At 46.5% G+C, this 25,550-nt stretch carries 25 protein-coding genes and 1 pseudogene; 7 read left to right on the top strand and 19 right to left on the bottom strand.

What is annotated here, in order from left to right; all coding sequences use genetic code 11:
* Positions 1–52: 52 nt before the first annotated feature.
* Together xylB and xylA are read right to left on the bottom strand one after the other, a co-directional pair.
* Positions 53–1,552 carry a xylulokinase gene (gene xylB / locus ACVC9U_RS21140; RefSeq protein ID WP_441391477.1) on the bottom strand — a complete coding sequence of 500 codons (1,500 nt, stop codon included), beginning with the start codon at positions 1,550–1,552 and terminating at the stop codon, positions 53–55.
* Positions 1,552–2,898, bottom strand: coding sequence for a xylose isomerase (xylA, locus tag ACVC9U_RS21135; RefSeq protein ID WP_041817477.1), 1,347 nt, complete (start codon positions 2,896–2,898; stop codon positions 1,552–1,554). Before xylA ends, xylB begins: the two co-directional genes overlap by 1 nt.
* A gap of 196 nt (positions 2,899–3,094) precedes the next feature.
* Here xylA and ACVC9U_RS21130 point away from each other — a divergent pair, with 196 nt between their 5' ends.
* Complete coding sequence (locus ACVC9U_RS21130) at positions 3,095–4,258, top strand: ROK family transcriptional regulator (RefSeq protein WP_252607138.1); 1,164 nt, start codon at positions 3,095–3,097, stop codon at positions 4,256–4,258.
* A 32-nt stretch (positions 4,259–4,290) separates the two neighbouring features.
* Here the strand turns inward: ACVC9U_RS21130 and thiE are convergent, their stop codons facing one another.
* From thiE to ACVC9U_RS21105, 5 genes are all read right to left on the bottom strand, one after another.
* Entirely contained in the window at positions 4,291–4,965 is a 675-nt protein-coding gene (gene thiE / locus ACVC9U_RS21125; RefSeq protein ID WP_441391476.1) for a thiamine phosphate synthase, read from the bottom strand.
* A gap of 1 nt (position 4,966) precedes the next feature.
* Positions 4,967–5,776 carry a hydroxyethylthiazole kinase gene (thiM, locus tag ACVC9U_RS21120; RefSeq protein ID WP_020453372.1) on the bottom strand — a complete coding sequence of 270 codons (810 nt, stop codon included), beginning with the start codon at positions 5,774–5,776 and terminating at the stop codon, positions 4,967–4,969.
* Positions 5,773–6,690 (bottom strand): cidABC operon transcriptional activator CidR, encoded by a 918-nt coding sequence (cidR, locus tag ACVC9U_RS21115; protein ID WP_020453373.1) that lies wholly within the window; start codon positions 6,688–6,690, stop codon positions 5,773–5,775. Before cidR ends, thiM begins: the two co-directional genes overlap by 4 nt.
* Positions 6,691–6,820: 130 nt before the next feature.
* Positions 6,821–7,090: a YwqI/YxiC family protein gene (locus ACVC9U_RS21110; protein WP_065644440.1), complete on the bottom strand. Its 270-nt coding sequence runs from the start codon at positions 7,088–7,090 to the stop codon at positions 6,821–6,823.
* Positions 7,087–7,515 (bottom strand): YwqH-like family protein, encoded by a 429-nt coding sequence (locus tag ACVC9U_RS21105; protein ID WP_020453375.1) that lies wholly within the window; start codon positions 7,513–7,515, stop codon positions 7,087–7,089. Before ACVC9U_RS21105 ends, ACVC9U_RS21110 begins: the two co-directional genes overlap by 4 nt.
* Positions 7,516–7,973: 458 nt before the next feature.
* On the opposite strand from ACVC9U_RS21105, the gene ACVC9U_RS21100 reads away from it, so the two are divergent.
* Together ACVC9U_RS21100 and ACVC9U_RS21095 are read left to right on the top strand one after the other, a co-directional pair.
* On the top strand, positions 7,974–8,360 hold the full coding sequence (locus ACVC9U_RS21100) for a CidA/LrgA family holin-like protein (RefSeq protein ID WP_441391475.1): 387 nt from the start codon (positions 7,974–7,976) through the stop codon (positions 8,358–8,360).
* Positions 8,342–9,028 (top strand): CidB/LrgB family autolysis modulator, encoded by a 687-nt coding sequence (locus ACVC9U_RS21095; RefSeq protein WP_441391474.1) that lies wholly within the window; start codon positions 8,342–8,344, stop codon positions 9,026–9,028. Before ACVC9U_RS21100 ends, ACVC9U_RS21095 begins: the two co-directional genes overlap by 19 nt.
* Before the next feature lie 296 nt (positions 9,029–9,324).
* Here the strand turns inward: ACVC9U_RS21095 and putP are convergent, their stop codons facing one another.
* Positions 9,325–10,791 carry a sodium/proline symporter PutP gene (gene putP / locus ACVC9U_RS21090; RefSeq protein ID WP_020453378.1) on the bottom strand — a complete coding sequence of 489 codons (1,467 nt, stop codon included), beginning with the start codon at positions 10,789–10,791 and terminating at the stop codon, positions 9,325–9,327.
* 97 nt (positions 10,792–10,888) lie between these two features.
* Complete coding sequence (locus ACVC9U_RS21085) at positions 10,889–12,079, bottom strand: class I SAM-dependent rRNA methyltransferase (protein ID WP_441391473.1); 1,191 nt, start codon at positions 12,077–12,079, stop codon at positions 10,889–10,891.
* 169 nt (positions 12,080–12,248) lie between these two features.
* Here ACVC9U_RS21085 and ACVC9U_RS21080 point away from each other — a divergent pair.
* A pseudogene (locus ACVC9U_RS21080) lies at positions 12,249–12,602 on the top strand (VOC family protein).
* 11 nt (positions 12,603–12,613) lie between these two features.
* Here ACVC9U_RS21080 and ACVC9U_RS21075 read toward each other — a convergent pair.
* The 4 genes from ACVC9U_RS21075 to ACVC9U_RS21060 form a co-directional block, all read right to left on the bottom strand.
* Positions 12,614–13,570 (bottom strand): phosphoglycerate dehydrogenase, encoded by a 957-nt coding sequence (locus ACVC9U_RS21075; RefSeq protein ID WP_441391655.1) that lies wholly within the window; start codon positions 13,568–13,570, stop codon positions 12,614–12,616.
* Positions 13,571–13,724: 154 nt separating this feature from the next.
* Entirely contained in the window at positions 13,725–14,588 is an 864-nt protein-coding gene (locus ACVC9U_RS21070) for a glycosyltransferase family 8 protein (protein ID WP_441391472.1), read from the bottom strand.
* 116 nt (positions 14,589–14,704) lie between these two features.
* The gene (locus ACVC9U_RS21065) at positions 14,705–14,884 is read right to left on the bottom strand and encodes a hypothetical protein (protein WP_142238584.1); all 180 of its coding nucleotides are present in this window, start codon (positions 14,882–14,884) and stop codon (positions 14,705–14,707) included.
* Positions 14,881–15,051, bottom strand: a complete 171-nt coding sequence (locus tag ACVC9U_RS21060; RefSeq protein ID WP_441391471.1) for a hypothetical protein — start codon at positions 15,049–15,051, stop codon at positions 14,881–14,883. The genes ACVC9U_RS21065 and ACVC9U_RS21060 overlap by 4 nt, the downstream gene beginning before the upstream one ends.
* A 310-nt stretch (positions 15,052–15,361) precedes the next feature.
* Here ACVC9U_RS21060 and ACVC9U_RS21055 point away from each other — a divergent pair, with 310 nt between their 5' ends.
* From ACVC9U_RS21055 to ACVC9U_RS21045, 3 genes are all read left to right on the top strand, one after another.
* The gene (locus ACVC9U_RS21055) at positions 15,362–16,525 is read left to right on the top strand and encodes a sensor histidine kinase (RefSeq protein ID WP_441391653.1); all 1,164 of its coding nucleotides are present in this window, start codon (positions 15,362–15,364) and stop codon (positions 16,523–16,525) included.
* Positions 16,518–17,156: a response regulator gene (locus tag ACVC9U_RS21050; RefSeq protein ID WP_003186252.1), complete on the top strand. Its 639-nt coding sequence runs from the start codon at positions 16,518–16,520 to the stop codon at positions 17,154–17,156. Before ACVC9U_RS21055 ends, ACVC9U_RS21050 begins: the two co-directional genes overlap by 8 nt.
* A 116-nt stretch (positions 17,157–17,272) precedes the next feature.
* The gene (locus ACVC9U_RS21045; RefSeq protein WP_003186255.1) at positions 17,273–19,447 is read left to right on the top strand and encodes an MMPL family transporter; all 2,175 of its coding nucleotides are present in this window, start codon (positions 17,273–17,275) and stop codon (positions 19,445–19,447) included.
* Positions 19,448–19,543: 96 nt separating this feature from the next.
* Here ACVC9U_RS21045 and ACVC9U_RS21040 read toward each other — a convergent pair whose 3' ends face one another.
* The 6 genes from ACVC9U_RS21040 to ACVC9U_RS21015 form a co-directional block, all read right to left on the bottom strand.
* A complete protein-coding gene (locus ACVC9U_RS21040) occupies positions 19,544–20,284 on the bottom strand; it encodes a YwaF family protein (RefSeq protein ID WP_003186257.1) in 741 nt (246 codons plus the stop codon).
* Positions 20,285–20,378: 94 nt separating this feature from the next.
* Entirely contained in the window at positions 20,379–21,710 is a 1,332-nt protein-coding gene (locus ACVC9U_RS21035; protein WP_021837792.1) for an MFS transporter, read from the bottom strand.
* A gap of 62 nt (positions 21,711–21,772) precedes the next feature.
* Positions 21,773–22,921 (bottom strand): galactonate dehydratase, encoded by a 1,149-nt coding sequence (gene dgoD, locus ACVC9U_RS21030; RefSeq protein ID WP_003186261.1) that lies wholly within the window; start codon positions 22,919–22,921, stop codon positions 21,773–21,775.
* A 16-nt stretch (positions 22,922–22,937) separates the two neighbouring features.
* A complete protein-coding gene (locus ACVC9U_RS21025) occupies positions 22,938–23,564 on the bottom strand; it encodes a bifunctional 4-hydroxy-2-oxoglutarate aldolase/2-dehydro-3-deoxy-phosphogluconate aldolase (protein ID WP_003186263.1) in 627 nt (208 codons plus the stop codon).
* Between the two features lie 27 nt (positions 23,565–23,591).
* Complete coding sequence (locus ACVC9U_RS21020) at positions 23,592–24,545, bottom strand: sugar kinase (protein ID WP_003186265.1); 954 nt, start codon at positions 24,543–24,545, stop codon at positions 23,592–23,594.
* Positions 24,546–24,562: 17 nt separating this feature from the next.
* Entirely contained in the window at positions 24,563–25,321 is a 759-nt protein-coding gene (locus tag ACVC9U_RS21015; protein WP_441391470.1) for an IclR family transcriptional regulator, read from the bottom strand.
* Between the last annotated feature and the right edge of the window lie 229 nt (positions 25,322–25,550).

The following is a 25,550-nucleotide window of genomic DNA, read 5'->3' as shown; positions in this document are numbered from 1 at the left end:
CTCGATGTAACCCGAAAAAAACTTATGAGCCGGCCGGCCCATAAGTTTTTATTTATTCCCGAAAGCTCGCCAGCCGTTCATTCAGCGCTTTCGTGTGCCGGTAGACATCTCTGTAAATTTGAAACAGAGCTTTGTATTGTCTGCTGTATTCACGGCGGGGCGAAAAGGTTTCTTTGATGAGAACGAATCGGTCTGCACAAGCTTCAAGCGACGGAAACCAGCCGCTCCCGACGGCCGCGATCATGGCTGCTCCGTATGCCGGCCCCTGTTCGCTTGTCAGTCTAATGATGTCGGCGTTGAAGATATCCGCCTGGATTTGCAGCCATTGATCGCTTTTGGCGCCTCCGCCGATTGAAATCACGCGGCTGATGTCCTTTCCCGCGGCACGGAATTGTTCAATGCTCTCGTGAAGGGAGAATGTGATGCCTTCAATGACGGCTCTGACGAAGTCCGCCCGTGTATGTGCGCTGTCCATACCGATGAAGCTGGCGCGAATATCTGCGTCGGCATGAGGGGTTCTCTCCCCTGACAAGTAAGGGGTAAACAGCAGCCCCCGGGCACCGGGACAGGAATGGTCAATATCGCTGATTAATTCGTCAAATGACGATTGGCCGGCAAATACATCTTTAAACCAGCTGAAGCTGCGTCCCGCAGAAAGCGTCACTCCCATTGAATAAAACGCATTGGGGGCGGCGTGGTTCAGAAAATGAATATTGCCATCAAACTCTTGATCTCGGTTTGATTCATATGTGAGAACAACCCCTGAGGTGCCTATGCTGCAAAGGGCGGTTCCTTCTCTTAAAATACCGGCGCCGACCGCCCCGCATGCATTATCAGCGCCGCCGGCAAACACCTTGACTTCAGGAGCCAGACCGGTTTCGGCCGCGAATTCCGGACTGACGCCGCCGACACAGGCGCCCGGCTCAATCAGATCCGGACATAAGGACTCCGGGATACCGAGCTTGCTGCAGATTTCCACGCTCCATGTCTGATGTTTCACATCGAGCAGGAGCGTTCCGGCCGCATCTGAATATTCGCTGTGAAGACGCCCCGTCATCGTGTACCTGACATAGTCTTTCGGCAGCAAAAAAACGGCCGCCTTTTCAAACAGCTTTTTTTCATGTTCTTTCACCCATAAAAGCTTCGGAAGGGTAAAGCCTTCGAGCGCCGGGTTTTTCGCGATCTCGAGCAGGCGCTCCTTTCCGATTTTGTCGTTAATCAGCCGGCATTGTTCGGTTGTCCGTGTATCGTTCCACAGGATCGCGTTTCGCAAAACCTCTCCTTTGCCGTTTAAAAGTACCAATCCATGCATCTGTCCGGAAAAGCTGATCCCTTTAATCTGAGATGCTTTTCCCGGGAAATGCATAACTAATTCCTTAATGGCTTCCTTCGTTTTCACCGCCCATTCTGCGGGATCCTGTTTAGAATAACCGGAATGGGGCTGAATGATGGAAAATGGTTTGGAGACCTCGCCGCACAGCTCTCCCCGCTGATTGACAAGGATGATTTTAACCGCGCTGGTGCCGAGGTCGACCCCGATCACGTATTCCACTAGCGTGTCTCCTTTTCTGCCGGCGCTTCGCGCAAAGCGTTCAATAAGTAACGGTTAACGGTCGCTTTCAGTCGTTCCTGGCGGCCTGACTGATTTTCAATTTGGTCGTGTTCAAGAGCGTATGCGGCGAGCTTTTTCAGATCGGTGCGGCCTTCTTTGATCTCAAGCCCGATGCCTTTCGTATAGCTTTCATAACGTTCTTCAATGACCTGGTCGAGCGCTTTGTCTTCAAGCAGACGGGAGGCGACTTTCAAGCCGACTGCATACGTATCCATTCCTGCGATATGAGCGTGAAATAAGTCTTCATCCGCAAAAGACGGGCGCCTTACTTTAGCATCGAAGTTAATGCCGCCGGTTTTAAACCCGCCTGCTTTCAAAATTTCATACATCGCCAGTACCGCAGAATACAGATCGGTCGGGAACTCATCGGTATCCCAGCCCAGGAGCAAATCGCCCTGATTGGCGTCAATGGAACCCAGCACATCGTGCAAGGCAGCCACCCTTAGTTCATGCTCAAATGTATGCCCGGCCAAGGTCGCATGGTTCGCCTCAAGATTGAGTTTAAAATGGTCTTTTAAACCGTAAGTTTCTAAAAAGGCGATCGTTGTGGCCGCATCAAAATCGTATTGGTGCTTCGTCGGCTCCTTCGGCTTCGGCTCGATCAAAAATTGGCCGTCAAAACCGATTTCGCGCGCATACTCAACCGCCATTCTGTAAAATGAAGCCAAGTTTTCGAGTTCAAGCTTCATATCTGTATTCAGCAATGTTTCATAACCTTCTCTTCCGCCCCAGAACACATAATTTTCCGCTCCAAGCTCCTTGGCGATGTCCAGCCCTTTTTTCACTTTTGCGGCCGCATAGGCATAGACATCTGCATTGCAGGAAGTTGCGGCTCCGTGGACATACCTCGGATGGGTAAACATATTGGCTGTATTCCAAAGCAGCTGAACACGGCTAGTCTCCATCATTTCTTTAAGAAAAGACGACATTTGATCCAAATACGCAAAGGTCTCACGCAACGTTGCTCCTTCATCAACGATATCAACGTCATGAAAGCAGAAATAGGGCACGCCGAGCTTTTCAAAAAATTCAAAAGCCGCTTCCGCCCGTGCTTTTGCTTTATCCAAAGGATGTGTCATCCGGTTCCACGCCCGGAACATCGTCCCGTCGCCGAAAGGGTCTTTCCCGTCCGCATCAAAGGTATGCCAATACGCAACAGCGAAGCGAAGATGTTCCTTCATCGTTTTGCCGCCGACGTATTCATCAGGGTTGTAATATTTAAATGCGTAAGGATTTTCCGAATCGGCTCCTTCATACTCAATCATTCCAACATTTTTAAAAAACATTCCGATCTCCCCCTTCACTTTTCCTTGCAAAGCAAACGTTAAATAACAAGTTTGTTTAACCATTAAACTAACTTCCTTGTATTTATTTTACAAGATGAATCAATCGCTTTCAATGGAAATGAAGGAAAAAATTGAGTTTTCTAAATTTGTTATACTATAATAAATTCACAGCTTCAAAACAATGGAGTGATTGACATTGAATACAGCGGATCAAGCCCTTGTAAAAAAAATGAACAAAGCTCTGATTCTTGAGCAGATTATTGAGAACGCACCCATTTCAAGAGCAAAACTTTCGGAAATAACGGGATTAAATAAAGCGACCGTTTCCTCCCAAGTATCTTCCCTGCTTCAAAAGGACATCATTTATGAAACCGGCCCCGGCGAGTCAAGCGGCGGCAGGAGGCCCGTTATGCTGAAATTCAATCGAAAAGCCGGCTATGCGGTCGGTGTAGATATCGGAACCAATTATCTGATTGTTGTGTTAACCGATCTTGAAGGGCATTTGATTGAACAATTCGAACGGACGCTGGATGAAGAAGACATTCAGGCGACAGAAGAGGCATTAATCGAATTGACAGGGCTAGCCGTTGACAAAATACCGCCTTCCCCATACGGATTGACCGGAATCGGGGTGTGCGTACCCGGCTTGGTGGACAACGAACGGCAGGTGGTGTTTACGCCAAATAAGCCAATCCATTTGATTCCGTTAAAAGAAAAACTGGAAGAAAGGTTCGGCGTTCCCATTTTAATTGAAAACGAAGCAAATGCCGGTGCCGTTGGCGAGAAGAAATACGGAGAAGCCGGACAGCTGGAGCATGCCGTGTTTGTCAGCATTAATACCGGGATTGGTTTAGGGATTTTAATGAATGGAAAACTGTTTAGAGGTGTGCAAGGTTTTTCCGGAGAAGCCGGGCACATGTCCATTCACTTTGACGGCCCATTATGCCGGTGCGGGAATAGAGGCTGCTGGGAGCTTTACGCTTCGGAAAAAGCCGTCTTCTCTCACTATGGAGCGAATTCCGAAGCCCCGCTTTACGAAACCGTTAAAGAACTTGCAGACCGCAGTGATCCGGGTATGATGGAGACGTTTGAAAGATTCGGTTTTCATCTCGGCATCGGACTACTCAACATCTTGAAGACGTTGAATCCTGATACGATTATTTTGCGGAATACCATTGTGGAATCCTATCCGATCATCGTCGATGCGATTAAAAAAACGATTGCCTCAAGAAGTGCAGCAGAAGCCTTGTCTAATTATCATTTGAAAATCTCCTCGCTTGGCCGCACTGCCTCATCGCTTGGCATGTCCTCCCTTGTGATCGGGCATTTTCTGGAACGGTTTATGAACGAGAGATTTTAATTTTTATATCAAAAAAAAAGCGCATATTCCATTTAGGAATGCGCGCTTTGTTTAGCAGCTTGCACTTTCTTGCTGAACGCCTCGGCGGCCGCCTTTGGATCGGCAGCCTTGCTGATGGCGCTGATGACACTGATGCCGTCAGCGCCGGCCTCGATGACGGGGACGCAGTTTTCGGCCGTGATCCCGCCGATTCCGACCACAGGTATGCCAATCCCCTGCCTGCGGAGCTCTTGAATGAGCGAGACGCCCTGCACGGCTTTTGTATCCCGCTTTGTTTCAGTCGGGTAAACGGGTCCTGCACCGATATAATCCGCTCCATCCTTTTCCGCCTTTACGACTTCTTCAAGGTTATGCGCGGAGACGCCGAGGATTTTGTCCCCGATTCTCGCTCTGACGTCGGCGGCCTTATCATCATCCTGTCCGATATGCACACCATCGGCGTCAAGCGCAAGCGCGAGTTCTACATCATCGTTGATGATAAACGGAACATTGAACTGTTTGCAAAGAGCCTGCACCTGTCGAGCAAACGCCTTTTGATCTCCTGCTTTTAACGCGCCCTCGCCTTTTTCGCGGAATTGAAAAAGTGTCGCACCGCCTTTAAAGGCTTGTTCAATGACAGTTAAAGGATCGCCTGCAGTATTGTTTGAACCCATAATAAAATAGACTGACAACAGATCTTTCATCGTTTCTTTTGAGACTCGCGTCATCTTATTCCACCTCTCTGATCCTGCCGCGTTCTTTTATATCCATCAATTCAACAGCGGCAAGCTGATTCAAAAACTCGATTTGAAAGCTTCCGGGCCCCCGGCTTTCCGTTTTCTCCGCGGCCAACTCGGCCGCCGTTCCATAAAAAGCGGCTGCAGATACAGCGGCATGGCAAACGTCTTTTTCAACGGCGCAAAACGCACCGATGACAGAGGTAAACAGACAGCCTGTCCCCGTCACTTTCGTTAACAGTTGATGTCCGTTGCCCACGGTATACGTTTTTGTTCCATCAGTTATGACATCTTCAGCTCCGGTTATGATGACGGCTGTATCCCATAATTTCGCGGCTTTTTTGGCGAGCTCTGTTCTGTCGCCGCTCCCTTCACCTGCATCCACGCCTTTGATCAGCCAGTCCTCTCCAAGCGTGTTGGCAATTTCCGCGGCATTGCCTCTGACGGCGGAAACCTTCACTTCGCGCATAATTGCTTGAGCCGATTCTGTTCGAAACGGCGTCGCCCCAGCACCGACTGGGTCAAAAATAACCGGCACACCGTGTTCATTGGCGGACTTTCCTGCAATAATCATCGATTCAACAGATTCCCGGCTGAGCGTGCCGATGTTCAGCACAAGGGCTCCGGCGATCTTTGCCATGTCGGCGGCTTCTTCCCTCGCATACGCCATCACCGGCGATGCGCCGAGAGCCAGTAAACCGTTCGCCGTAAAGTTGGTGACGACATTGTTTGTCATATTGTGTACAAGCGGTTTTTGCTTTCTGACTTTCTCAATTCCTCTTGCGGCATCTTCCAGGTTCATTCGGCTGCATTCCTTTCTGTTTTTGAATTATCGCTCCATATATACGATTTTGTATGATCAATCCACGCCCTCGCCGCGAACGACAGGTAGCGGTCTTTTCTCCATATGACGGCGACATGCCAAGGAATGGCCGGCCTCACCAGCGGAATGATTCTCACTCTTTCCGGGTCAAGATCCCGGCAGATTCTTTCGGGCAAAAGCCCGATTCCAAGGTTAGCGGAAACCATTTCGCTGATGAAATCCCATTGCGAGGTTTCATAAATGACATTCGGCTGAAATCCCGCCTTCAAGCAAGCCGTAATGATCCGTTCGTGAAGAACAAAGTCTTCCCGGAAAAAGATAAACGGTTCTTCGCTTAACTGCCGAAGCTCGATCTCATCCGCATCGGCAAAACGATGAGACGGGTGGACGATCAGCATCAAGTCTTCTTTTACGATTGTAAAGGAGTGAAAAATCTCCTCTTTTGCAGGCAGGACGACAACGCCGATATCAAGCGATCCGTCTTCTACTCCTTCCTGCACTTTCACAGAGCCGTGCTCAACAAGCTGAAAGGTGACGTTCGGATATTTGTCTCTGAAATCCCCTATCACTTTCGGAAAAAAGCCGGAGCCGATCATCGGCGGCAAACCGATCCGGACGTGCCCTTTTTTGACGTCCATCAAGTCATTCAGCTCTGAAGTTAAATTTTGAAACGACTTGGTGATTTCCTGGGCCTGCACATACATGCTTTGCCCCGCATCAGTCAGCTCGATCTGACGCCCCCGCCGGTAAAACAGCTCGATCCCGAGCTCTTCTTCAAGATTTTTAATCATTTTGGAAATTGTCGGCTGGGATATGTATAATGACTGAGCGGCTTTTGTGAAGCTTTTCAGACGGGCTACCTCCAAGAAATAGGTTAAGTGGCGTATGTCCATTTGTTTGACACCCTTTCAGAGTTCCTGCTTGTATTCATATTCTAAACCAATTTCATTGTTTTCTGCACCCCCGCGGAGCATCCTTCTATATCAACATAAAAAAACGCCGCCGGCATACAGCCGGCAGCGCCTATCTTCGGGCAATCGCCTCATCCTGTTCCTTCAGCGTGTCCACATTCGAGCGGGTGTCCTCAATGTTTTTACGAACAGCCTCTTTATACTGTTTAACCATATTGCAAATTTCGGCTTCGCGTTCAAGCCACTTTTTCGTAAAATCAAGGTTGTTCCGCCCGAGCGCTCCGGCTGACGGGCTTTTTAAAGACACGGCTTGAAGCGTGCTGCTTACTTGTTCCAGCTGCTTCATAACCGCTGCATGGTTAAGTTTAATCGTTTTGCTCATTTCAACCATCCTTTTAAACCGTTGATTGTGCTGTGCAGAGCGTCGACGGCCTCCTCTCCTTTTTCCATCAGAAAGTCCGCCCGGTCGGCTGACCAGCTTGCAGCTTGAACAGCCCCTTTTTCAGAATCTAAAGCAAATATCTTTAAATCAATTTTATGAATATACCGATCATACTCATCGGTGAAAATTCTGTACATTGCCGTGTGCGCTTCATCACGTGCTTCGTCAAAATCGGCTGCCCTGCTTCCGGTCCACGACTCATCAAGGTTCGGCCGCAAAATCTGCCTGATTTCTTCGATTCCGAGGTTTTGTTCCCGCTCTACATCGCGCTTTGCCCGCTCCAGCCTTGCAATTTGTTCTTCCAGCTCTGCCGCCTTATGGGAGAGGACACCGTGTATTTTTTGCAGCGTGTCTGAGTAGTCCATTATTGTCACCTCTGAAATTGCAGTATGATTCGCATTGATTGCGGTTTTTCATAGATTCACATCTTTGACTAGACTTTCTCTCATTTCCAATATTTATAGTTTAAGTCGAAAATCACGGATGTTGAATAGGCTGTAAATACTGTTTTTAGGGATATATACACAGGTCGCCGTCTTCCTCACACCGCATTTCAAGGACATATAACCTGTCTTTTTGAATCATCTGTACACCGCTTTCATCGCGGGCAAGTCTAAAGGCACGGGAATACGGCAGTTTAATGGTCACAAAAAATCGCCAAATGATTCCGGACGACAATTTCTAATTTTAGTCAGGAAACTGTTTCTTTTGACCTGATTTGCGCTTTTAACTATAGACAAAATGAATATTATCTATTCTGTATATGTATTTTACCTATACTTAAAACTCATGTACACTCTTGTTTAGAAAGGGGGATAATGACATGAAAACATTCATTAAAGGATTAGGTCAGGTCGCTCTTTTGTTTTTATTCGCGCGTTTCATGAATCTGATTGCCGAGGTTCTTCATATAAACATTCCCGGCAGCATTCTCGGGATTATCGTCATTTTTGCGCTTCTTCATTTCAAAGTCATTAAGCTGGAATGGATTGAAATCGGCGCCTTGTGGCTTCTCGCGGAGCTGCTTTTGTTCTTTGTCCCTTCAGCCGTCGGGATTATGAACTACGGAGATATTCTGGCTGAATTCGGCACAAGCATTATACTCGTTGTCCTCATCAGTACATTCGTCGTCATGGTGTCGACCGGAATGCTGACTCAATTGATTGCCAAAAGAAAGGAAAGGAAAAGAACATGCTCATCGGATGCTTAAGCCTGATCGCAACAGTGTTAATTTATCTCGGTGCAAAAGCGGTCTATTCACGCCATCCAAAGGTGTATGCGTCACCTTTATTGGTCACGCCGGTGATCCTTGTCGGCCTGCTGCTTTTCATCAACGTGCCCTTTGAAGCGTACAATGCGGGCGGTCGCTTGTTGACAGACATGCTCCAGCCGGCTACCGTGGCTTTTGCGATTCCGTTGTACAAATACTTTCCAGTCTTGAAAAAATACGCGGTTGAGATCATTATCAACGTGACTGTAGGCTGCTGTATCGCGATCCTGTCAACAGCGTTTATCGCAAAACTTTTCAAGCTGAATGAAGACCTGATTGAGAGCCTCGTTCCCAGATCGGTCACAACGCCAATTGCAATGAGCGTTTCTGAAATGATCGGCGGAATGCCCGCGGTGACCGCTGTTTTTGTTATATTGACCGCCCTGTCCGGATCAGTGATCGGACCGATGGTCATTCGCTACTTCCGGATTGATAATGAAATCGCAAGAGGCGTGCTGCTTGGCACAAGCGCCCACGGCGCAGGTACGTCAAAAGCATTTGAGCTCAGCTCCGTGTCCGGAACGATTTCAAGCGTATCGATGATCCTGGCTGCGATTATCACGCTTTGCGCAGCGCCGTTTCTCATTTCCCTTATTGCATTGTCATAGCCGAAAAATAAAAAAACCAAATTGGGGAAGTTTTTTCCGCCAATTTGGTTTTTTTCATTTAGACATCGAGCAGCACATCAGCAATAATAAAAAGAAATACACCTGATAGCCTTGTCATGCGGCAGTTTGGGGGAAATTCAAACCGAAAAGTGTGAAATTCCCCCGATCCATCCGCCGCCATTCCCGAGAAAAATCCATCGCTTTTTTTTTTGGAAAATATCCGCAAAAATCCCGTGAAAGCCCCTGTGAGAAAAGCGGCCGTCAACAATACGTTGACAAAGACCATCAATATAGTCTCACCCTTTCAGCTGTTCAACCGCTGTCTCAAATTCCTTTTCAATCTCTGCCGGCGGCTTCTTTGTCATCAGGCTGACGGCGATGATCACGACTGTACAAACAATAAATCCGGGAATGATTTCATAAACCGGGTCAAAAGCTTTCACTTGCTCCCACACAATAACGGTCAGCGCACCGGACAGCATCCCTGAAAGGGCGCCCCACTTCGTCATTCGTTTCCAATACAGGCTCAGCAGAACGACAGGGCCAAATGCCGCCCCGAAGCCTGCCCATGCATAGCCGACAAGATTCAGTATCGTTTCATTCGGATGAAGCGCCATCATAAGTGCGATCAGTGAAATGGCGAGGACAGACAGCCTTCCGACAAGAACAAGTTCTTTGTCAGAAGCCCCTTTCCGGACAAACGCTTTATAAAAATCCTCTGTCAGCGCGCTTGAGGTTACAAGAAGCTGCGAAGAAATCGTGCTCATGACAGCTGCTAAAATGGCGGCCAGCAAAAACCCCGTAATCATCGAAGGGAACAAAAGGTCGGCCAGCTTAATGAATATCGTCTCGGCATTCTTTAACGAAAGATGATTCGCGCTGAAATAGGCGATGCCGACGAGCCCTGTCAGCATCGCTCCGCAAATCGAAAAGATCATCCAGCCCATGCCGATTCTTCTGGCACTCTTCAACTCTTTCACGCTGGAAATCGCCATAAACCTGACAATAATATGAGGCTGTCCAAAATAGCCGAGCCCCCATGCCAGTAAAGAAATAATCCCGATTGCGGTTGTTCCTTGAAACGGGCGGAGGAGGTCCGGGTTGACCGCGCTCACTTCCGAAAACGCCGGCGCAATTCCCCCCAATTGGACAAAAACAACGATCGGCATTAAGATGAGCGCGATAAACATGAGCGTCCCTTGAACAAAATCGGTCCAGCTGACAGCCAGAAAGCCCCCGAAGAGCGTATAAAGAATGACAACCCCGGCCGTCAGCCAGATGCCGATCCGATAATCAAGGTGGAATGCGGTTCTGAACAGCTCTCCGCCCGCCACCATTCCGGATGATGTATAAAAAGTGAAAAATACTAAAATAACAAAAGCCGACGTCACCCGTAACAGCCTTGAACCGTCTTTAAAACGGTTTTCGAAATAATCCGGTATGGTAATGCTGTTGCCGGCCGTTTCCGTATACGTTCTCAGCCTCGGCGCAACATACACCCAGTTCAAATAAGCGCCGATTGTCAGACCGACAACGATCCAGCCGCTGCTCAATCCGTTCAGAAACATCGCACCGGGCAGCCCCATTAATAGCCAGCCGCTCATATCGGAAGCACCTGCGCTTAACGCGGTGACAGCGGGGCCCAGATTCCTTCCGCCAAGCATGTAGTCGGTCAAATTTGAAGTTCTTCGATATGCAAAATATCCGATAAAAAGCATTCCTGCCATATAAATACCTATCGATATTAAAATTCCGTAATCCATAACTTCCCCCTGCCTGAGTTTTTCGCGTAATATCAATATACATGAATAATTGATCGACAGGTATTGTTTTTATCGCAAAATTTTTCCCGTCCTTACATTAACGGCGGCGGATCCGCAAAAAGACAACTTTTAAATAATCGCCTTCAGGATAGCTTTTCACCGTATTAAAATCTTCAGGAAGCGAATGCTCCTCAAGCACTGTAAAGCGCGTCCCTGTTTCTTTGCATGCCGCTTCGATAAAACCTTTGAATTTTTTCATTCCAAAAGCGCTGCTGTTCGTCGAAGCGACGATTACACCTTGATCTTTAGTGATCCGAATCGCGTCTTTCAACAGATTTTTATAATCCTTTGCCGCGCTGAATGTATGCTTTTTTGTTCTCGCAAATGAAGGTGGATCAAGGATGACGAGGTCAAAGGCGAGTTCTTTTTTGACCGCGTATTGAAAATATTTAAAAACGTCCATGACTTTAATATCATGAGCTTCATAATCCAGCCCGTTCACGCTGAATTGTTCGATCGTCCTGCTTAAACTGCGGTTTGCAACATCAACGCTCGTCGTTTTTTCAGCGCCTCCAAGCGCCGCCGCCACAGAAAATGCACCTGTATATGAGAAGGTGTTGAGCACGGTTTTTCCTTCCGCATACCGGTCCCTAACCGCTTTGCGGACATGGCGCTGATCGAGAAAAACGCCGGTCATCGCTCCGTCATTGAGGTAAACGGCAAAATGAATGCCATTCTCTTTCACAATGATCGGAAATTCCCCTCTCTCTCCTCTGACAAAATCGTCATCTTCTACATACTGCCCGGCCGTATTAAACCGTTTTTTCTCATATACGGCTTTATAGTCCGTCAATTCATCAAGGGCTTCCATAATCGTTTCCTTAAACGTATAAATCCCTTTGCTGTACCATTGGAACAAATAGTAGCCGTCATAATAATCAATCGTAAAGCCGCCGATTCCGTCGCCTTCCCCGTTAAACAAACGAAAAGCGGTCGTATCCGGGTCTTGAAAAAGCGTTTTTCTGGCCTGAAAGGCGTTTGCCAACCTGCTTAAAAAGAATGACTGATCAATCGATTCCTCTTCGTTTCGGGTCAGAATCCAGCCGATCCCTTTGTTTTGCTCGCCATAATAGCCCTTTCCCAAAAACCTGCCGTTTTCATCGGCAACCCTGATCAGCGAACCTTCTTTTATACCGTTTTCTTGCAAAGAAACAGCTTCTTTTTCAATTAAGGGATAGCCCTTTTTCATTTTTGCAGCGAATGGATGTTTTATTTTTAATGTATGCATTTGATTTCAGTCCTTATTTTAAAGTCTTCTCTATCCTACCATAACGCCTGATCAATATTCTTATTCATCATGTAATCGATATAATTGACAGATGATTCCGATCTTTCTAAAATGATGGAGAAACGAAAGGAGGAATGGCGAATTGGCGCGAATCGACCACGTAGGGCTGATGGTGAAAGACATTGATGCTTCAATCGCATTCTACCAGGATGTGATCGGAATGACGCTGAAAGGCAGAATGACCCATACAAACGGCGTCATGAAGCTCGCTTTTTTAGGCTTTTAGAACAGAGACGAGACAGAGCTTGAATTGATCGAGGGATATAACGACAGCCTTCCTCAAGAAGGAAAAGTACATCATTTTGCCGTCTCAACCGATGATATCGAGGCTGAATTCGCCCGCGTAAAAGGCGCCGGCATCAAGCTGATGGAAGACGAGATCACCGTATTGCCGAACGGCTTCCGCTATTTTTTTCTTTTTGGGCCGGAAGGAGAAATGGTCGAGTTTTTTCAAAGAACATAACCGGACGCGGCTTATCGCGTTTCCGGTCTTGATGGAACGCGGAAAGCCGGCGGCTGTTTTTCGATAAACCTTTTGATATTTTGATATGTCACTTCTTCGATGCGCCTGATGCTTTCATACGTAGCGCCGCCGATATGCGCCGTGCATATGGCATTGCCGAGGCTGGTGATCCGGGCGGCCGGCGGTTCGGTTTCAAAGACGTCCAATGCTGCACCTCTGATCTGTTTTTGTTCAAGCGCTTGAATGAGCGCGCTTTCGTCTACCACTTCTCCGCGGGCAATGTTGACCAGGTACGCGGTTTTCTTCATTTTTGCCAGCTTTTCTTGATTGATCAAATGATAGGTGGCCGGTCTTAATGACGTGCTGATACAGACAAAGTCAGATTTCGCCAGGAGATCGTCAAGCTCTGCGAACCGTACATTCAGCCGTTTGGCTGCATTATAGTCTTTGTATGTGCCGTACGCCAAAACGTTCATATGAAACCCGGAGGCCCGCCTTGCAACCTTTTTGCCGATTTCCCCAAAACCGATAAGACCCAGCGTTTTTCCATCGAGCTCATAGCCCATCGCCGATTGCCATAAACCGGCTTTGACTGCGGCGTTTGACTGCGGGATCGAACGGGCGCCGGACAGCAGAAGGCCGAATGCCAAGTCGGCGACTGCCGAGGCGTTTTGGCCGGGAGCATTCGTGACAAGGATTCCTTTTTCGTTTGCATATTCTACATCAATATTGTCGATTCCCGCGCCGAATTTCATGATATATCGGAGTTCCGGGGCGGCGTCGATCAGCTCCCGATCCGCTTTTTCAATGCCGGCGATATAAATATGGACATCCTTGATATGAGTCAGTAAATCCTGTCTCGTCAACCGATTTGAATCCAAAAACACAAATTCGGCACCGAGCCGTTCGACCCTTTCCTTCAACAGCGGCGCTGCGCGGTAAAACAGTCCGTTAAGCGTCAACAGCACTTTAACCAAAAGCACTCCTCCATTCGTCAAAAATGTTTGCACGCCAAGAAAAATGCTTGTTTCCGATGAAAGGAAACAAGCGAATATGGGGATACGTCAGGGTTTGTTGTAAATTATATCGATTCATCCTGCGATTTAAAATGAGATTGGCATGTTAGCTGACATGGTTTTTAGACAATTTGGCCGGCTGGTTAAAGGCTGTGGACTGCAAATACTTAAAATATTGACGGGCGTACGGGTGTGAGGTGTTTGAATTCCAAGGCTTGTTTCCGCCGCAGAAATGAACGATTGCCGGATTTGCCCTTGTTTCCATATAGCGCTTTTGATCAATGAGGGAAGCCGGTGTTTTTTCTTTTAAAATAATGTGTGTTTGGGCATTCCACCTCGGATGAAGTTCGAGCCACTGATCATAAAGAATCGCATTCAGCGCGTCTTGGTCATGAAACACAAACATGTCTTCATCGTTGTTATTGATAAAGTCGATGACTTTTTTCGAAATGTCGTTTTTTCTCCAAGCTTCCATATCGATAACCATAATACCTGAGTTAAAATATTTTGCTTCGTCGCTGATGTTCATCTTTTTCAGCCGTTCATGCTGGCCTGCATCTTCAACCGCCGCTGCGTAATACGGTGAAATGTCCTTGTCCCACAACTTCGATATATCCTCTAAAACTAAGGCGTCGCAATCGACATAAATCATTCGTTTGACGGATTCGTCATCAATCAGATCCGGGATGGAAATCCGATAGTATGCCGCTTTTGTAATATGGCTGCTTTCGATCGCCCGGTCATACTGGCTTTTTTCTACATTAAGAAATGTAATGGGGGCTCCGAATTGAAGGGTCGTCTCTTCCAGACGCTTTTTATTTTCCGGTTCAATCCCTCCGTCGATGACATACAGTTTCACATCGCGCGTCTGATCCATATTCGTCAGCAATGATGCGAACATCACGCTTAAATGCTGTGCGTAGTTATTGTCTGTACAAGAAATAATATGCATGGTTCGGTCGCTTTTCATATGTCTTCCATCTCCTTTTCTTTTTTTGTTCTATTCCCTTTTTTCAAAAGATAAACACCGTCGATAGGCCGAAAAAAAAGGATCTTGCAAGATCCTCAGATTGTATGGCGTCTATTTCACGATCTTTTGGCAAAAAGCTTCTTTGAATAAAAGTAAGGATAGCCAACAATGATGAGTGGAGCTGCTAATGCAAGGAGTACCCATGAGCCTGAGTGACTGTCTCTAATGACTCCAATGAATATACAAGTACCGATGAGAACATATAATAAAGCACCTAAAAACCAATACATATTCATTCCTCTTTTTCTTTACACGTGTTCTTGGATTGACTATTTTTGTTTCTATGCTTGTCTGTTTTTTCGTTCGTATTGCTTAATCGATCAGGGCACTGATTTTTTGACACTTTCTCAGTTCGGATACCTTTTCTTTTTAATGATAAAATTGTGTGATCAATCGATTTCAATGTTGATCATTCCTTTAATAAATAGTGAGTTCTTCATTATTTTAAATGTAAATTTGAAAAGATAAAACGTACATAAAGGCAGAACACTTATGTACGTTTGGGCAATGAACATATGTTGGGAACATCTAATGGTTCACTGCACCTTGGTATTGTTGTGTTCCTTCTCTTCCTATAAAATGATTGGATAAATGTATATTGCACGATTAATGAATGACATGAATCTCTGTTCGGTTAAACTATTAAAGGAAGTGGATGAGGTTTGAATCCTTTCAAAGAAAAGTACTACTCACATGATAGACGGGCATTAAATATGCTTGCGCTCAGAGTGCCTGGCCTGGCTTTTATTCTCATGATCTATGTAGCCTCTGTCGTGCTGCAATTTCTTAATGGGAGCTGGTCCATTTTATTGCTTCATGTGTTCACAGTATTGACCGCCATTTTTGCTTTGCTGCATTGGCATTCATATCGCTGGGTTAAGAAAAGGGTCATTCTATATTTTGTGCTGCAAGGTTTGATTACTTTTACACTGGCTAATGTCATGACCGGCTTCTTAGTGCTGATTATCATTGGCCTTTATGCATTTTTGATTGGACAGATTATAGGAATGGCAGATAGAAAAAAGACTTTCCTCATACTTTATTTATTGCTGCTGCTGTTCATCAATGTAGTATATCAGATTCACAAAGGTGAATATTTGCATTTTCTTGTCATTGCCGTACCTACTATAACCGTGATTATTACTTATGCCGCTACATTATTTGCCCAAGTCGATGAAAAGATAAAAGCGCAGCTGACTCTTGAAAGGCTGGAGCTGGCTCATCAGCAGGTCGAACAGCTGACGCTGCAAAACGAAAGGCAGCGTATGGCCCGGGACTTACACGATACGCTTGCTCAAGGACTGGTCAGTTTAAATATGCAGCTGGATGCGATTCATGTTCATCTCGCCAAAGGCAACACAGAGAGAGCAATAGAAATCATTCAACAATCAATGAAAAGAGTGAGAGGTACATTGGCGGACGCGCGTTCAGCGATTGACGATCTGCGCAGCAAATCAGAAGAAATCGGTTTTTTAAAAGAAAGAATTACCTCATTAATGGATCATTTTCAAGAGTCGACAGGCATGGCTTGCTTTTTAGACTACAGATTAGACCAAGTGCCGGACGTTCGAACAGCTGAAAACTGTTATTACATCATTGGAGAATGCATAGCGAATGCCGTAAAGCATGCTGAAGCAGAAACGATCTCAGTGTCCATTTGGGATGATGATAAGAGGAGGCTCCATTTAACCGTCAAGGATAACGGCAAAGGATTTGATGTTGAAAAAGGCAAGAAAAAGAGAGGACATTATGGGCTTCTCTGCATAGAAGAACGCGTCAGAGCAATGAAAGGCCAATTCAATATAAAGAGTACAACATCTAAAGGAACACAAATTGATATCACTGTACCAATTCAGGGAGAGATGCCAGATGAATAAGGTTTTAATCGTTGATGACCATCTTGTCGTGAGGGAAGGTCTGAAGCTTTTAATTGAAACGAATGATCACTACATCATCATAGGAGAGGCGGAAAATGGCAAAGCAGCAGTCCGCCTTGCAGATGAATTAAAACCGGATATTATTCTCATGGATTTGTATATGCCGGAGATGAGCGGGTTAGAAGCCATTAAACTAATAAAAGAAAAACACGACATCCCCATCATTATTTTGACTACGTATAATGAAGATCACTTAATGATCGAAGGAATTGAATTAGGGGCGAAAGGATATCTATTGAAGGATACAAGTTCAGAAACCCTTTTTCATACGATGGACGCAGCAATAAGAGGAAACGTGCTATTGCAGCCTGATATCTTAAAACGTCTGCAAGAAATCCAATTGGAGCGGATGAAGAAGCAGAGCAGTGATACGCAGCTGACAGAAAAGGAAGTCATAGTTCTAAAAGCAATTGCTAAAGGTCTTAAAAGCAAAGCGATTGCCTTTGATTTGGGCGTCTCTGAGAGAACAGTAAAGTCTAGACTAACGTCCATTTACAATAAATTAGGCGCGAATTCAAGAACTGAAGCAGTGACGATTGCCATGCAAAGAGGCGTTCTGACATTAGACTAATAATATCAAATTAAAATTTGCCCAAACGTACATGCCCGAATGTACGTTTTTTTTATTTCATTGTCCACTACAATGAGAAAGAATGTGATCAAGCAATGTGTTGAAAGGAGATTATCATGTCAAAAATGTTATATAAATTAGGAGGATGGGTTGCTCGCAATCGCATAAAAGTAATATGCGCATGGATCGTTGTGCTAGTTGCTTCGATAGGCCTTGCAATCACGTTAAAACCAAGTTTTTCTGAGGATATGTCCATACCTGACACACCTTCGGAAAAAGCGATGGATGTCATTCAAAAAGAATTTCCCCACGGTCCTGATAAAGGGAGCATACGGGTTATTTTCGGTGCTGAAGATGGGGAGAAACTGACTTCGAAGTCAGCGGAAAAAGCAATAGAAAATACGTTAAAGGAAATCGATAAAGATGGTTCCGTTGACTCGATTGCAAGTCCTTTTGTGACAGGAACAATCGCGAAAGATGGCACAGTTGCCTATGCTGATATCAAGTATAAATCATCAGCAGATGATATTAAAGATTACTCTATCAAACACTTAAAAGACAGTTTGAAAATGGCTGATTATGAAGGATTGCAAACTGAACTAAGCGGAGATGTACCAGGAGCTGAGATGGAGATAGGCGGTATCTCTGAAATTGTCGGCATTATTTTGGCCTTTATCGTTTTGGCCATTACGTTTGGCTCTTTATTAATAGCAGGTTTGCCGATTTTAACAGCACTGATTGGATTAGGTGTAAGTATTGGGCTTGTTTTGATTGGGACACAAGTATTCGATATCGCTTCCGTCAGTCTATCATTAGCCGGAATGATTGGCCTTGCAGTTGGAATTGATTATGCTTTATTTATTTTTACGAAGCACCGCCAGTTTTTAGGCGAAGGTATACAAAAAAATGAATCAATTGCGAGAGCTACAGGAACAGCCGGGAGTGCAGTCGTTTTTGCCGGACTTACTGTTATCGTAGCACTTTGCGGATTGACTGTCGTTAACATTCCTTTTATGTCTGCAATGGGGCTGACAGCAGGACTTAGTGTACTGATGGCTGTTCTCGCTTCAATCACGCTTGTGCCTGCCGTCTTGTCGATAGCGGGGAAACGGATGGTTCCGAAAGCAAACAAGAAAAAAGAAAAACAAAGCGCGGAAACAAATGTCTGGGGACGCTTTGTCACAAAGAATCCTATCATGCTAAGTGTATGCAGCATTCTGATTTTGCTCGTTATTAGTATCCCATCTATGCATTTGGAGCTGGGCTTGCCTGATGCAGGGATGAAAGCGAAGGATAACCCGGATCGCCGGGCTTATGACTTGCTTGCCGACGGTTTTGGAGAAGGATTTAATGGTCAATTAACAATCGTAGCGGATGCCGCAAGTGTAACAGAAAATAAGGCGGAAGCCTTCGCAGATGCAGTGAAAGAAATAAAGGAACTGGACCATGTAGCGAGTGTCACTCCGGCAATGCCTAATAAAGAAGGGAACTTTGCCATCATTACAGTAGTTCCTGAAACAGGTCCAAATGATGCAGCAACGAAGGATTTGGTAAAGGATGTACGCAGCTTATCAGATAAAAACGGAGTAGATTTGCTCGTTACTGGATCAACCGCAGTGAATATTGATATTTCAGATCGCCTTAATGATGCGATACCGGTGTTTGCTGTACTCATTGTTGGTTTTGCGTTTGTATTGCTGACAATCGTATTCCGTTCGTTGCTTGTGCCTCTTGTTGCTGTCGCAGGTTTCATATTGACGATGACAGCCACTCTTGGAATCTGTGTATTTGTTTTACAAGACGGGAATCTCATCGACTTTTTCAAAATACCTGAAAAAGGGCCGATACTCGCGTTCCTGCCGATTTTATCCATTGGGATTCTGTTCGGATTAGCGATGGATTATCAAGTATTCCTTGTAAGCAGAATGCGTGAAGAATATGTAAAAACAAAGAATCCAGTACAAGCCATTCAGGCTGGATTAAAACACAGCGGTCCTGTTGTCACCGCAGCCGGCCTGATCATGATATTCGTTTTTGCAGGGTTTATCTTTGCTGGTGAAGCTTCTATTAAAGCCAACGGGTCGGCTCTTTCCTTTGGTGTGCTCTTTGATGCATTTATTGTACGAATGACACTGATTCCAAGTCTGATGAAGCTGATGGGGAATGCAGCCTGGTATTTGCCAAAATGGCTGGACAAGATTATTCCGAATGTAGACATAGAAGGGCATCAACTCACGAAGGAAATACAGCCAGAAACAGCTCATGAACAAAAGAAACAAATCAGTATGTAATAGAAAGCAGATCTTTTACGAGATCTGCTTTTTTGCTTCATACAAACGTTTATTTTTTAGAAAAGGTTAATCGCTAATATCAGCCATGGAAAAGAATCATGCATGATCCTTTTTTTCTCTCACCTTCCCGGCAATCCAAAACGGCAAATAGAGAAGATAGAAGAAGACGATCGTGACCGCTTCAGCTGATAAAAGATACCACGGCCATGGCCCGAGCACATCTAACAGCGATGCTCCGCCGCCGGGCTTCTTCATCATGTACATATAGTTCGAGTTCAGCAAACGGTTGATCAAAAAAATGAGAGCGCCATAAACATTGACAAGAAGAAACGTGACCCAGAGAGAGCGAACCGTCGGCTTATACCTTTCGGCTGCAATCATCAGGAGGCAGGCGAGAACGACGATCCCGTGGGAAATGAAAAATTCAAAAAAGCGGAAATGAGGAAAGCCGTACCTTCCCAAGTCAGGCGTCAGAATCGCCTGCAGCGCGCTTCCCAAACCGGCAAAATAAAGAAATTTAAACAAGTTGAGGTTTTTCGTCAATAACAGAATGATGACGAGATAAACCGAAAGGTCGCTGAGGTGGAGCGGCAAACAATAGCGCGGCGTCCATGAATTTACATAGATAAACCAGGAGTGGTAGCTGATTTCAGAAATCAATAAAACCGCCACAAAGGCATAGCGAATCACCCGGTTCCACCGCGGTTTTTGCAACGTCTTGCGAAAGACGAACAAACAAACGCCGAGCGCTGCAAGCACCAGCAAAGTCAGTATATGAGATGTTGAAAAAAATTGAAACGAGCCGAGCTGATAATCTTTTTGAAAGTATGTTTTCATCCTGAGCACCTGTCATCAAAATATTTGAACGTTATTTTGTGACAAACCATGATCTATTATTCAAAAAGGCCGCCGAATATCCGGCAGCCGGGTGTCACATAGAAATAGAATCGTTTTCCTCTGCGTTATCATTGACCTGAATCCGTTCAACCTTTCCGACAAGAAAGATGTAGGAAAGCGCTCCCGCAAGGGCGAGGGCTCCGATAAAGACGAGGGCGGGCGCAAAGCTTCCGCCGTTGGCGAGAAAGCCGATGACAATCGGAACGATAACGGAGGCGAGGCTGCCGACAAAATTAAATACTCCGCCGGTCAGCCCGATCAAATGCTTAGGCGCTAAAGACGATACAAGCACCCATGTAATGGAGGCCAAACCGTTTCCAAAAAAGGCGAGCGTCATAAACAAAATGATCAGAGATGTCTGATCGACATAATTGGCACCGATAATTGAAATAGACAGGAACAATCCGGTAATAATCGGTGTTTTGCGGGCAACCCCGGCCGATACGCCTCTTTTGATCAAAAAGTCGGACAGGAAGCCGGACAACAGAACACCGGTAAATGCCGCAAGAAATGGAAGCGAGGCGAGAAAACCGGATTGGAGAAAATCAAGGCCTCTATATTTTACAAGGTATGTCGGAAACCACGTCAGAAAAAACCATAAAGTCGAATTAACGGCGAACTGTCCGATATATATGCCCCACAGCTTGCGATGAGCGGTCACTTGTTTAAAATGCTTCCAAGTAAATGCCGATTTCTCTTTCTCGGAAGTCCGGCCGCGGCGGACGATACCCCCGCCTTTTTCAATATGGTCAAGTTCAGCCTTGTTTACCTTTGGATGACGATCAGGATCACGATAAAAGATATACCAGATCAGGCCCCAGATGATGCCGATCACCCCTGTTACAATAAAAAGGCCGCGCCAGCCGACGACATGCTGGATGGCGCTGAGCGCCGGCGTCAAAAATGCAAGGCCGGCAAATTGCCCCGACGTATAAAATGCAATGGCTGAAGCTCTTTCCTGTTCAGGGAACCATGAAGTCACCACCCGGTTATTGGTCGGAAAAGCCGGCGCTTCAAACGCTCCGGTCGCAAGACGCAAGCCGAATAGCGAACCGAAGCCGCGGACAAACCCCTGAAGCAATGTTGCGAGCGACCATGTAACCAAGGTAAAGCCGTAGACAAGCCTCGGGCCAAACCGGTCGACAAGCCCGCCGCCCGGTATTTGCAGTGCGCAGTAAGCCCAGCCGAAAGCTGAAAAAATCAAGCCCAATTGAACGGCAGACAAGTTTAAATCGTCCCCGATTGCAGAAGCTGCAACAGAGATATTGCTTCGATCCATATAATTGATCACGACACATACAAAAATAAACAGCAGTACCCGCACTCTAACCTTTGTCGGCTTCTCTTTTAAAGTTGTTTGTTTCATGACAGGCCCTCTCCTTTTATTTGATTGTAATGACGGACACCTTTTGAAAACGGTATCATTTTTTACCATTCAGCTATGCTTCCGTCCTTGTGCCGCCATACCGGATTGCGCCAGTTGTGCCCGATATCAGCCATTTTACGGACGTGATCTTCATTGATGTCCACCCCAAGGCCAGGTCCATCCGGAATCCGGACATAGCCGTCCTCATAGAAAAACACCTTTTGATCTACTATATAATCAAGCAAATCCGTCCCTTTGTTGTAATGGATCCCTAAGCTTTGTTCCTGTATAAATGCATTGTGGCACGTTGCATCAACCTGAAGGCATGCCGCCAGAGCGATCGGGCCCAGCGGACAATGAGGGGCGGCGGCGACATCAAATGCTTCCGCCATCGACAGGATCTTTTTGCATTCGGTAATTCCGCCGGCGTGTGACAAGTCAGGCTGAATGATATCGACATAGCCGTCAGTCAGCAGGTTTTTAAACTGCCACTTTGAAAACATCCGTTCTCCAGTCGCAATCGGAATTGAGACGAGGCTGGCGATATCGCGGAGCGCCTCGTTGTTTTCCGGCAGAACAGGCTCTTCTATAAACATCGGCCGAAACGGTTCAAGCTCCTTTGCCAAGATCTTCGCCATCGGCTTGTGCACCCTGCCGTGAAAGTCAATGCCGATTCCGATGTACGGGCCGACCGCTTCTCTGACTGCTGATATTCTTTCAATCACCTGATCGATTTTTTCATGTGAATCGATGTATTGCAGCTCTTCCGTGCCGTTCATTTTGACGGCTGTAAAGCCTTTATCAACCACCTGTTTGGCAGCGAGGCCGACGTCTTGAGGCCTGTCTCCGCCAATCCATGAATAGACCTTGATCGATTCCCTGTTCTTCCCTCCGAGCAGCTGATGCACGGGAGCGTTGTAAAACTTGCCCTTAATGTCCCAAAGCGCTTGATCGATGCCTGCAATCGCGCTCATCAGAATGGGCCCGCCCCGATAAAACCCGCCTCTGTACATGACATTCCAATGGTCTTCGATGTTCATCGGGTCTTTGCCGATCAAATATTCCATTAACTCGCCCACAGCCGCCTTAACTGTCGCGGCCTTTCCCTCGATTACCGGCTCTCCCCATCCTGTAATGCCTTCATCCGTTTCGATTTTTAAGAAAAGCCAGCGCGGCGGAATTAGGAAACACTCGAATCCTGTTATTTTCATCTCTGATCTCCCCTTTTTACTGTTTTGCTGCTTCAACAAATTGCTTTGCTTTTTTGGACAGCTCTTCTAAAAACGCGTCATTAACATCTTTATTAGCCCGAACAAGCGAACCGCCGATTCCCGCTCCGACCGCACCGGCCTGCAGAAACTCGTGAAGGTTTTCCAATCCGACTCCTCCAGTCGGAAGCAGCGGAATATGCGGAAGCGGTCCGTGGATATCCTTGATATAGCCAGGCCCCATTGTTCCGGGAAATACCTTGATGATGTCTCCCCCGCTTTCATACGCCGTCAATATTTCAGTCGGGGTAAAAGCGCCTGGAATGCTGACCGCTCCATACCGTTTTGTCAGCTTGATCGTCTCTTCATTGACGGTCGGAGACAGGATAAACCGCGCGCCGGCTAAAAGCGCCGCTCTCGCAGATTCGGGATCAAGTACGGTTCCCGCTCCGACAAGCATTTCGTCCCCAAAATGCTCTGAAACCGCTTCAATCGCTTTGATCGCTTGAGGGGAATTAAGCGTAATCTCCACAAGCCTGATGCCGCCCGCTTTTAATGCGCCGGCAATGCTCACTGCCTCCTCCGGATTGTATCCGCGGATGATCGCAATCAGTTTTTGTTCTTCGATGTGTGACAATACCATCATTTCTGCCACCCTTTCTCTACGGTTTTTTTATCGGCTGACATCTTCTTCATCAGATTGTTCCATAAACGCAAACAGTGATTCGCGGTCAGGCAGCCCTTCAATATCACCGTTTACCGCCGCTACCATGGCGCCGACGGCACAGCCCCGTTTGACAGCTTCTGAAAGCGGAATTTGATCAATCAAACCCGATAATACGCCGGCCGCAAAGCCGTCTCCGGCACCCACGGGATCCGCTGCTGCCTGAATCTGATAGCCTTCCGCATAGCCGCTTTCGTTCCCGCCGGCATAATAGGCGCCTTTTGAACCAAGCTTGATGATCGCAGTTTCAGCCCCCAGCCCGCGGATGGCTTCCGCAATTTTTTTCTCATCAGCGGTGCCGAACAAAAAACGCCCTTCGCTCAACCCCGGAAGCACGATATCAGACCGTTTGATAAGTTCAAACATGGTCTGCCGCGCCCGCTCTCCGTCCCAGAGCTTTTTTCGAAAGTTCGGATCAAATACAACGCATTTATTGTGCTTTTTGGCGAGCTCCACTGCATAAAACACCGCATCTGAAGCGCTTTCACTTAAAGCCGGGGTAATTCCCGTAATGTATAAAAGCCCCGCTTTCTCAATGTATTGCTCATCAATATCGCATTTCTTTAAAAAACTCGCCGCTGAAAGCGTCCTGTAATAGAAGACATTGACTTTGGCCGCGCTTTTCCTTTCTTTAAAAAACAAACCGGTCGGCGCCGCGTCATCGAGCTTCACCTGGCTCACATCGACTCCTTCTCCTCTGACAGAAGAAAGAATCATCGCCCCGAACTCGTCTTTTCCAAGCCGTGTAATCCAGCCGGCTTTTTTCCCGAGCTTCGAAAGCCCGATCAGCGTGTTGGTTTCTGCGCCCGCTATTCTCACCTGATAGTTTCTTGCGTATCTGAGAGGGCCGTCTTCATTCGGAGTGAACAGCGCCATTGTCTCTCCTATGCTAATAACATCCATCAGAACTCTCTCCTTTGCTAAAGCGGCTTTCTATATCCGCCAATGCTTTCTGTAATTTTTCCGGCTGTGTGAAGCAGCTGCTCAACGATAAGTGCCTTTCTTGCGAGCATGCGCTCCTTTGGCCCGGCAGTGCTGATCGCCGCCTTCATTACGCCATCCGGACCATAGACAGGCGCCGCCAGACAAAACAAACCTTCTTCATTTTCTTCATTGTCAACGGCATATCCCTGTTCCAAAAATGTCTGCAGCTGCTTTTCCAGCTCATCTCTGGCGGTGATGGTATGCCCGGTAAACCGGATAAATTCCATGCGGTCGAGCAGCCCTTCCCTTTTATCCTCCGGCATGAATGCCAAAAATGCCTTGCCAAGCCCGGTGCAATAAAGCGGTTTGCGCGAGCCGGGCTGTGCGGTTGTTCTGATTGACCTGTTGTTATCGATTTTTGCGATGTAGACGAGCTGATCATCGGATAGAACGGCCATAAACACCGTTTCCTGAACGCCGTCCATCAGCTGTTTTAAAAAAGGAACGCCCTGCGATGAAATGTCTATCGACTCCATGGCAGCGGTTCCAACTTGAATCAATTTTGCCCCCAGCCTGTAACGCTTGACAGCATCCTGCTGAAGGTAACCTTCATCCAAAAGTGTAGCGGCCAAATTGAATGTACTGCTCTGAGGCAGCGAAAGTTCTTTGCTGATTTCCTTTACGGTTAATCCATCCGGATGATTTGACAGCAATTCAAATATACGTACAACACGTACCGCGGATTTTACTGACATGACACCCTCCAAAATTCACATATGTGATTCAAAATCAGGATCCTGATAATTCGGACGTATTCTAAACAGAAAGAAGGCTCACGTCAACCATCCTATCAAACAAAAAAATTTTTTTATTAAACTTCAAATTACCAGTCTATCGAATCATTTATCTGAAGCATGCAGGATTCACCCGTTCTGCTGCGAATATCTCTTCTCAGGAAAACAAGACCATCAAGGGGGTTTATGT

This window comes from Bacillus sp. GM2, from assembly GCF_056155945.1.
The sequence above is the reverse complement of the archived record's forward strand: the minus strand, read 5'-3'. Positions and strand labels throughout refer to the sequence as shown.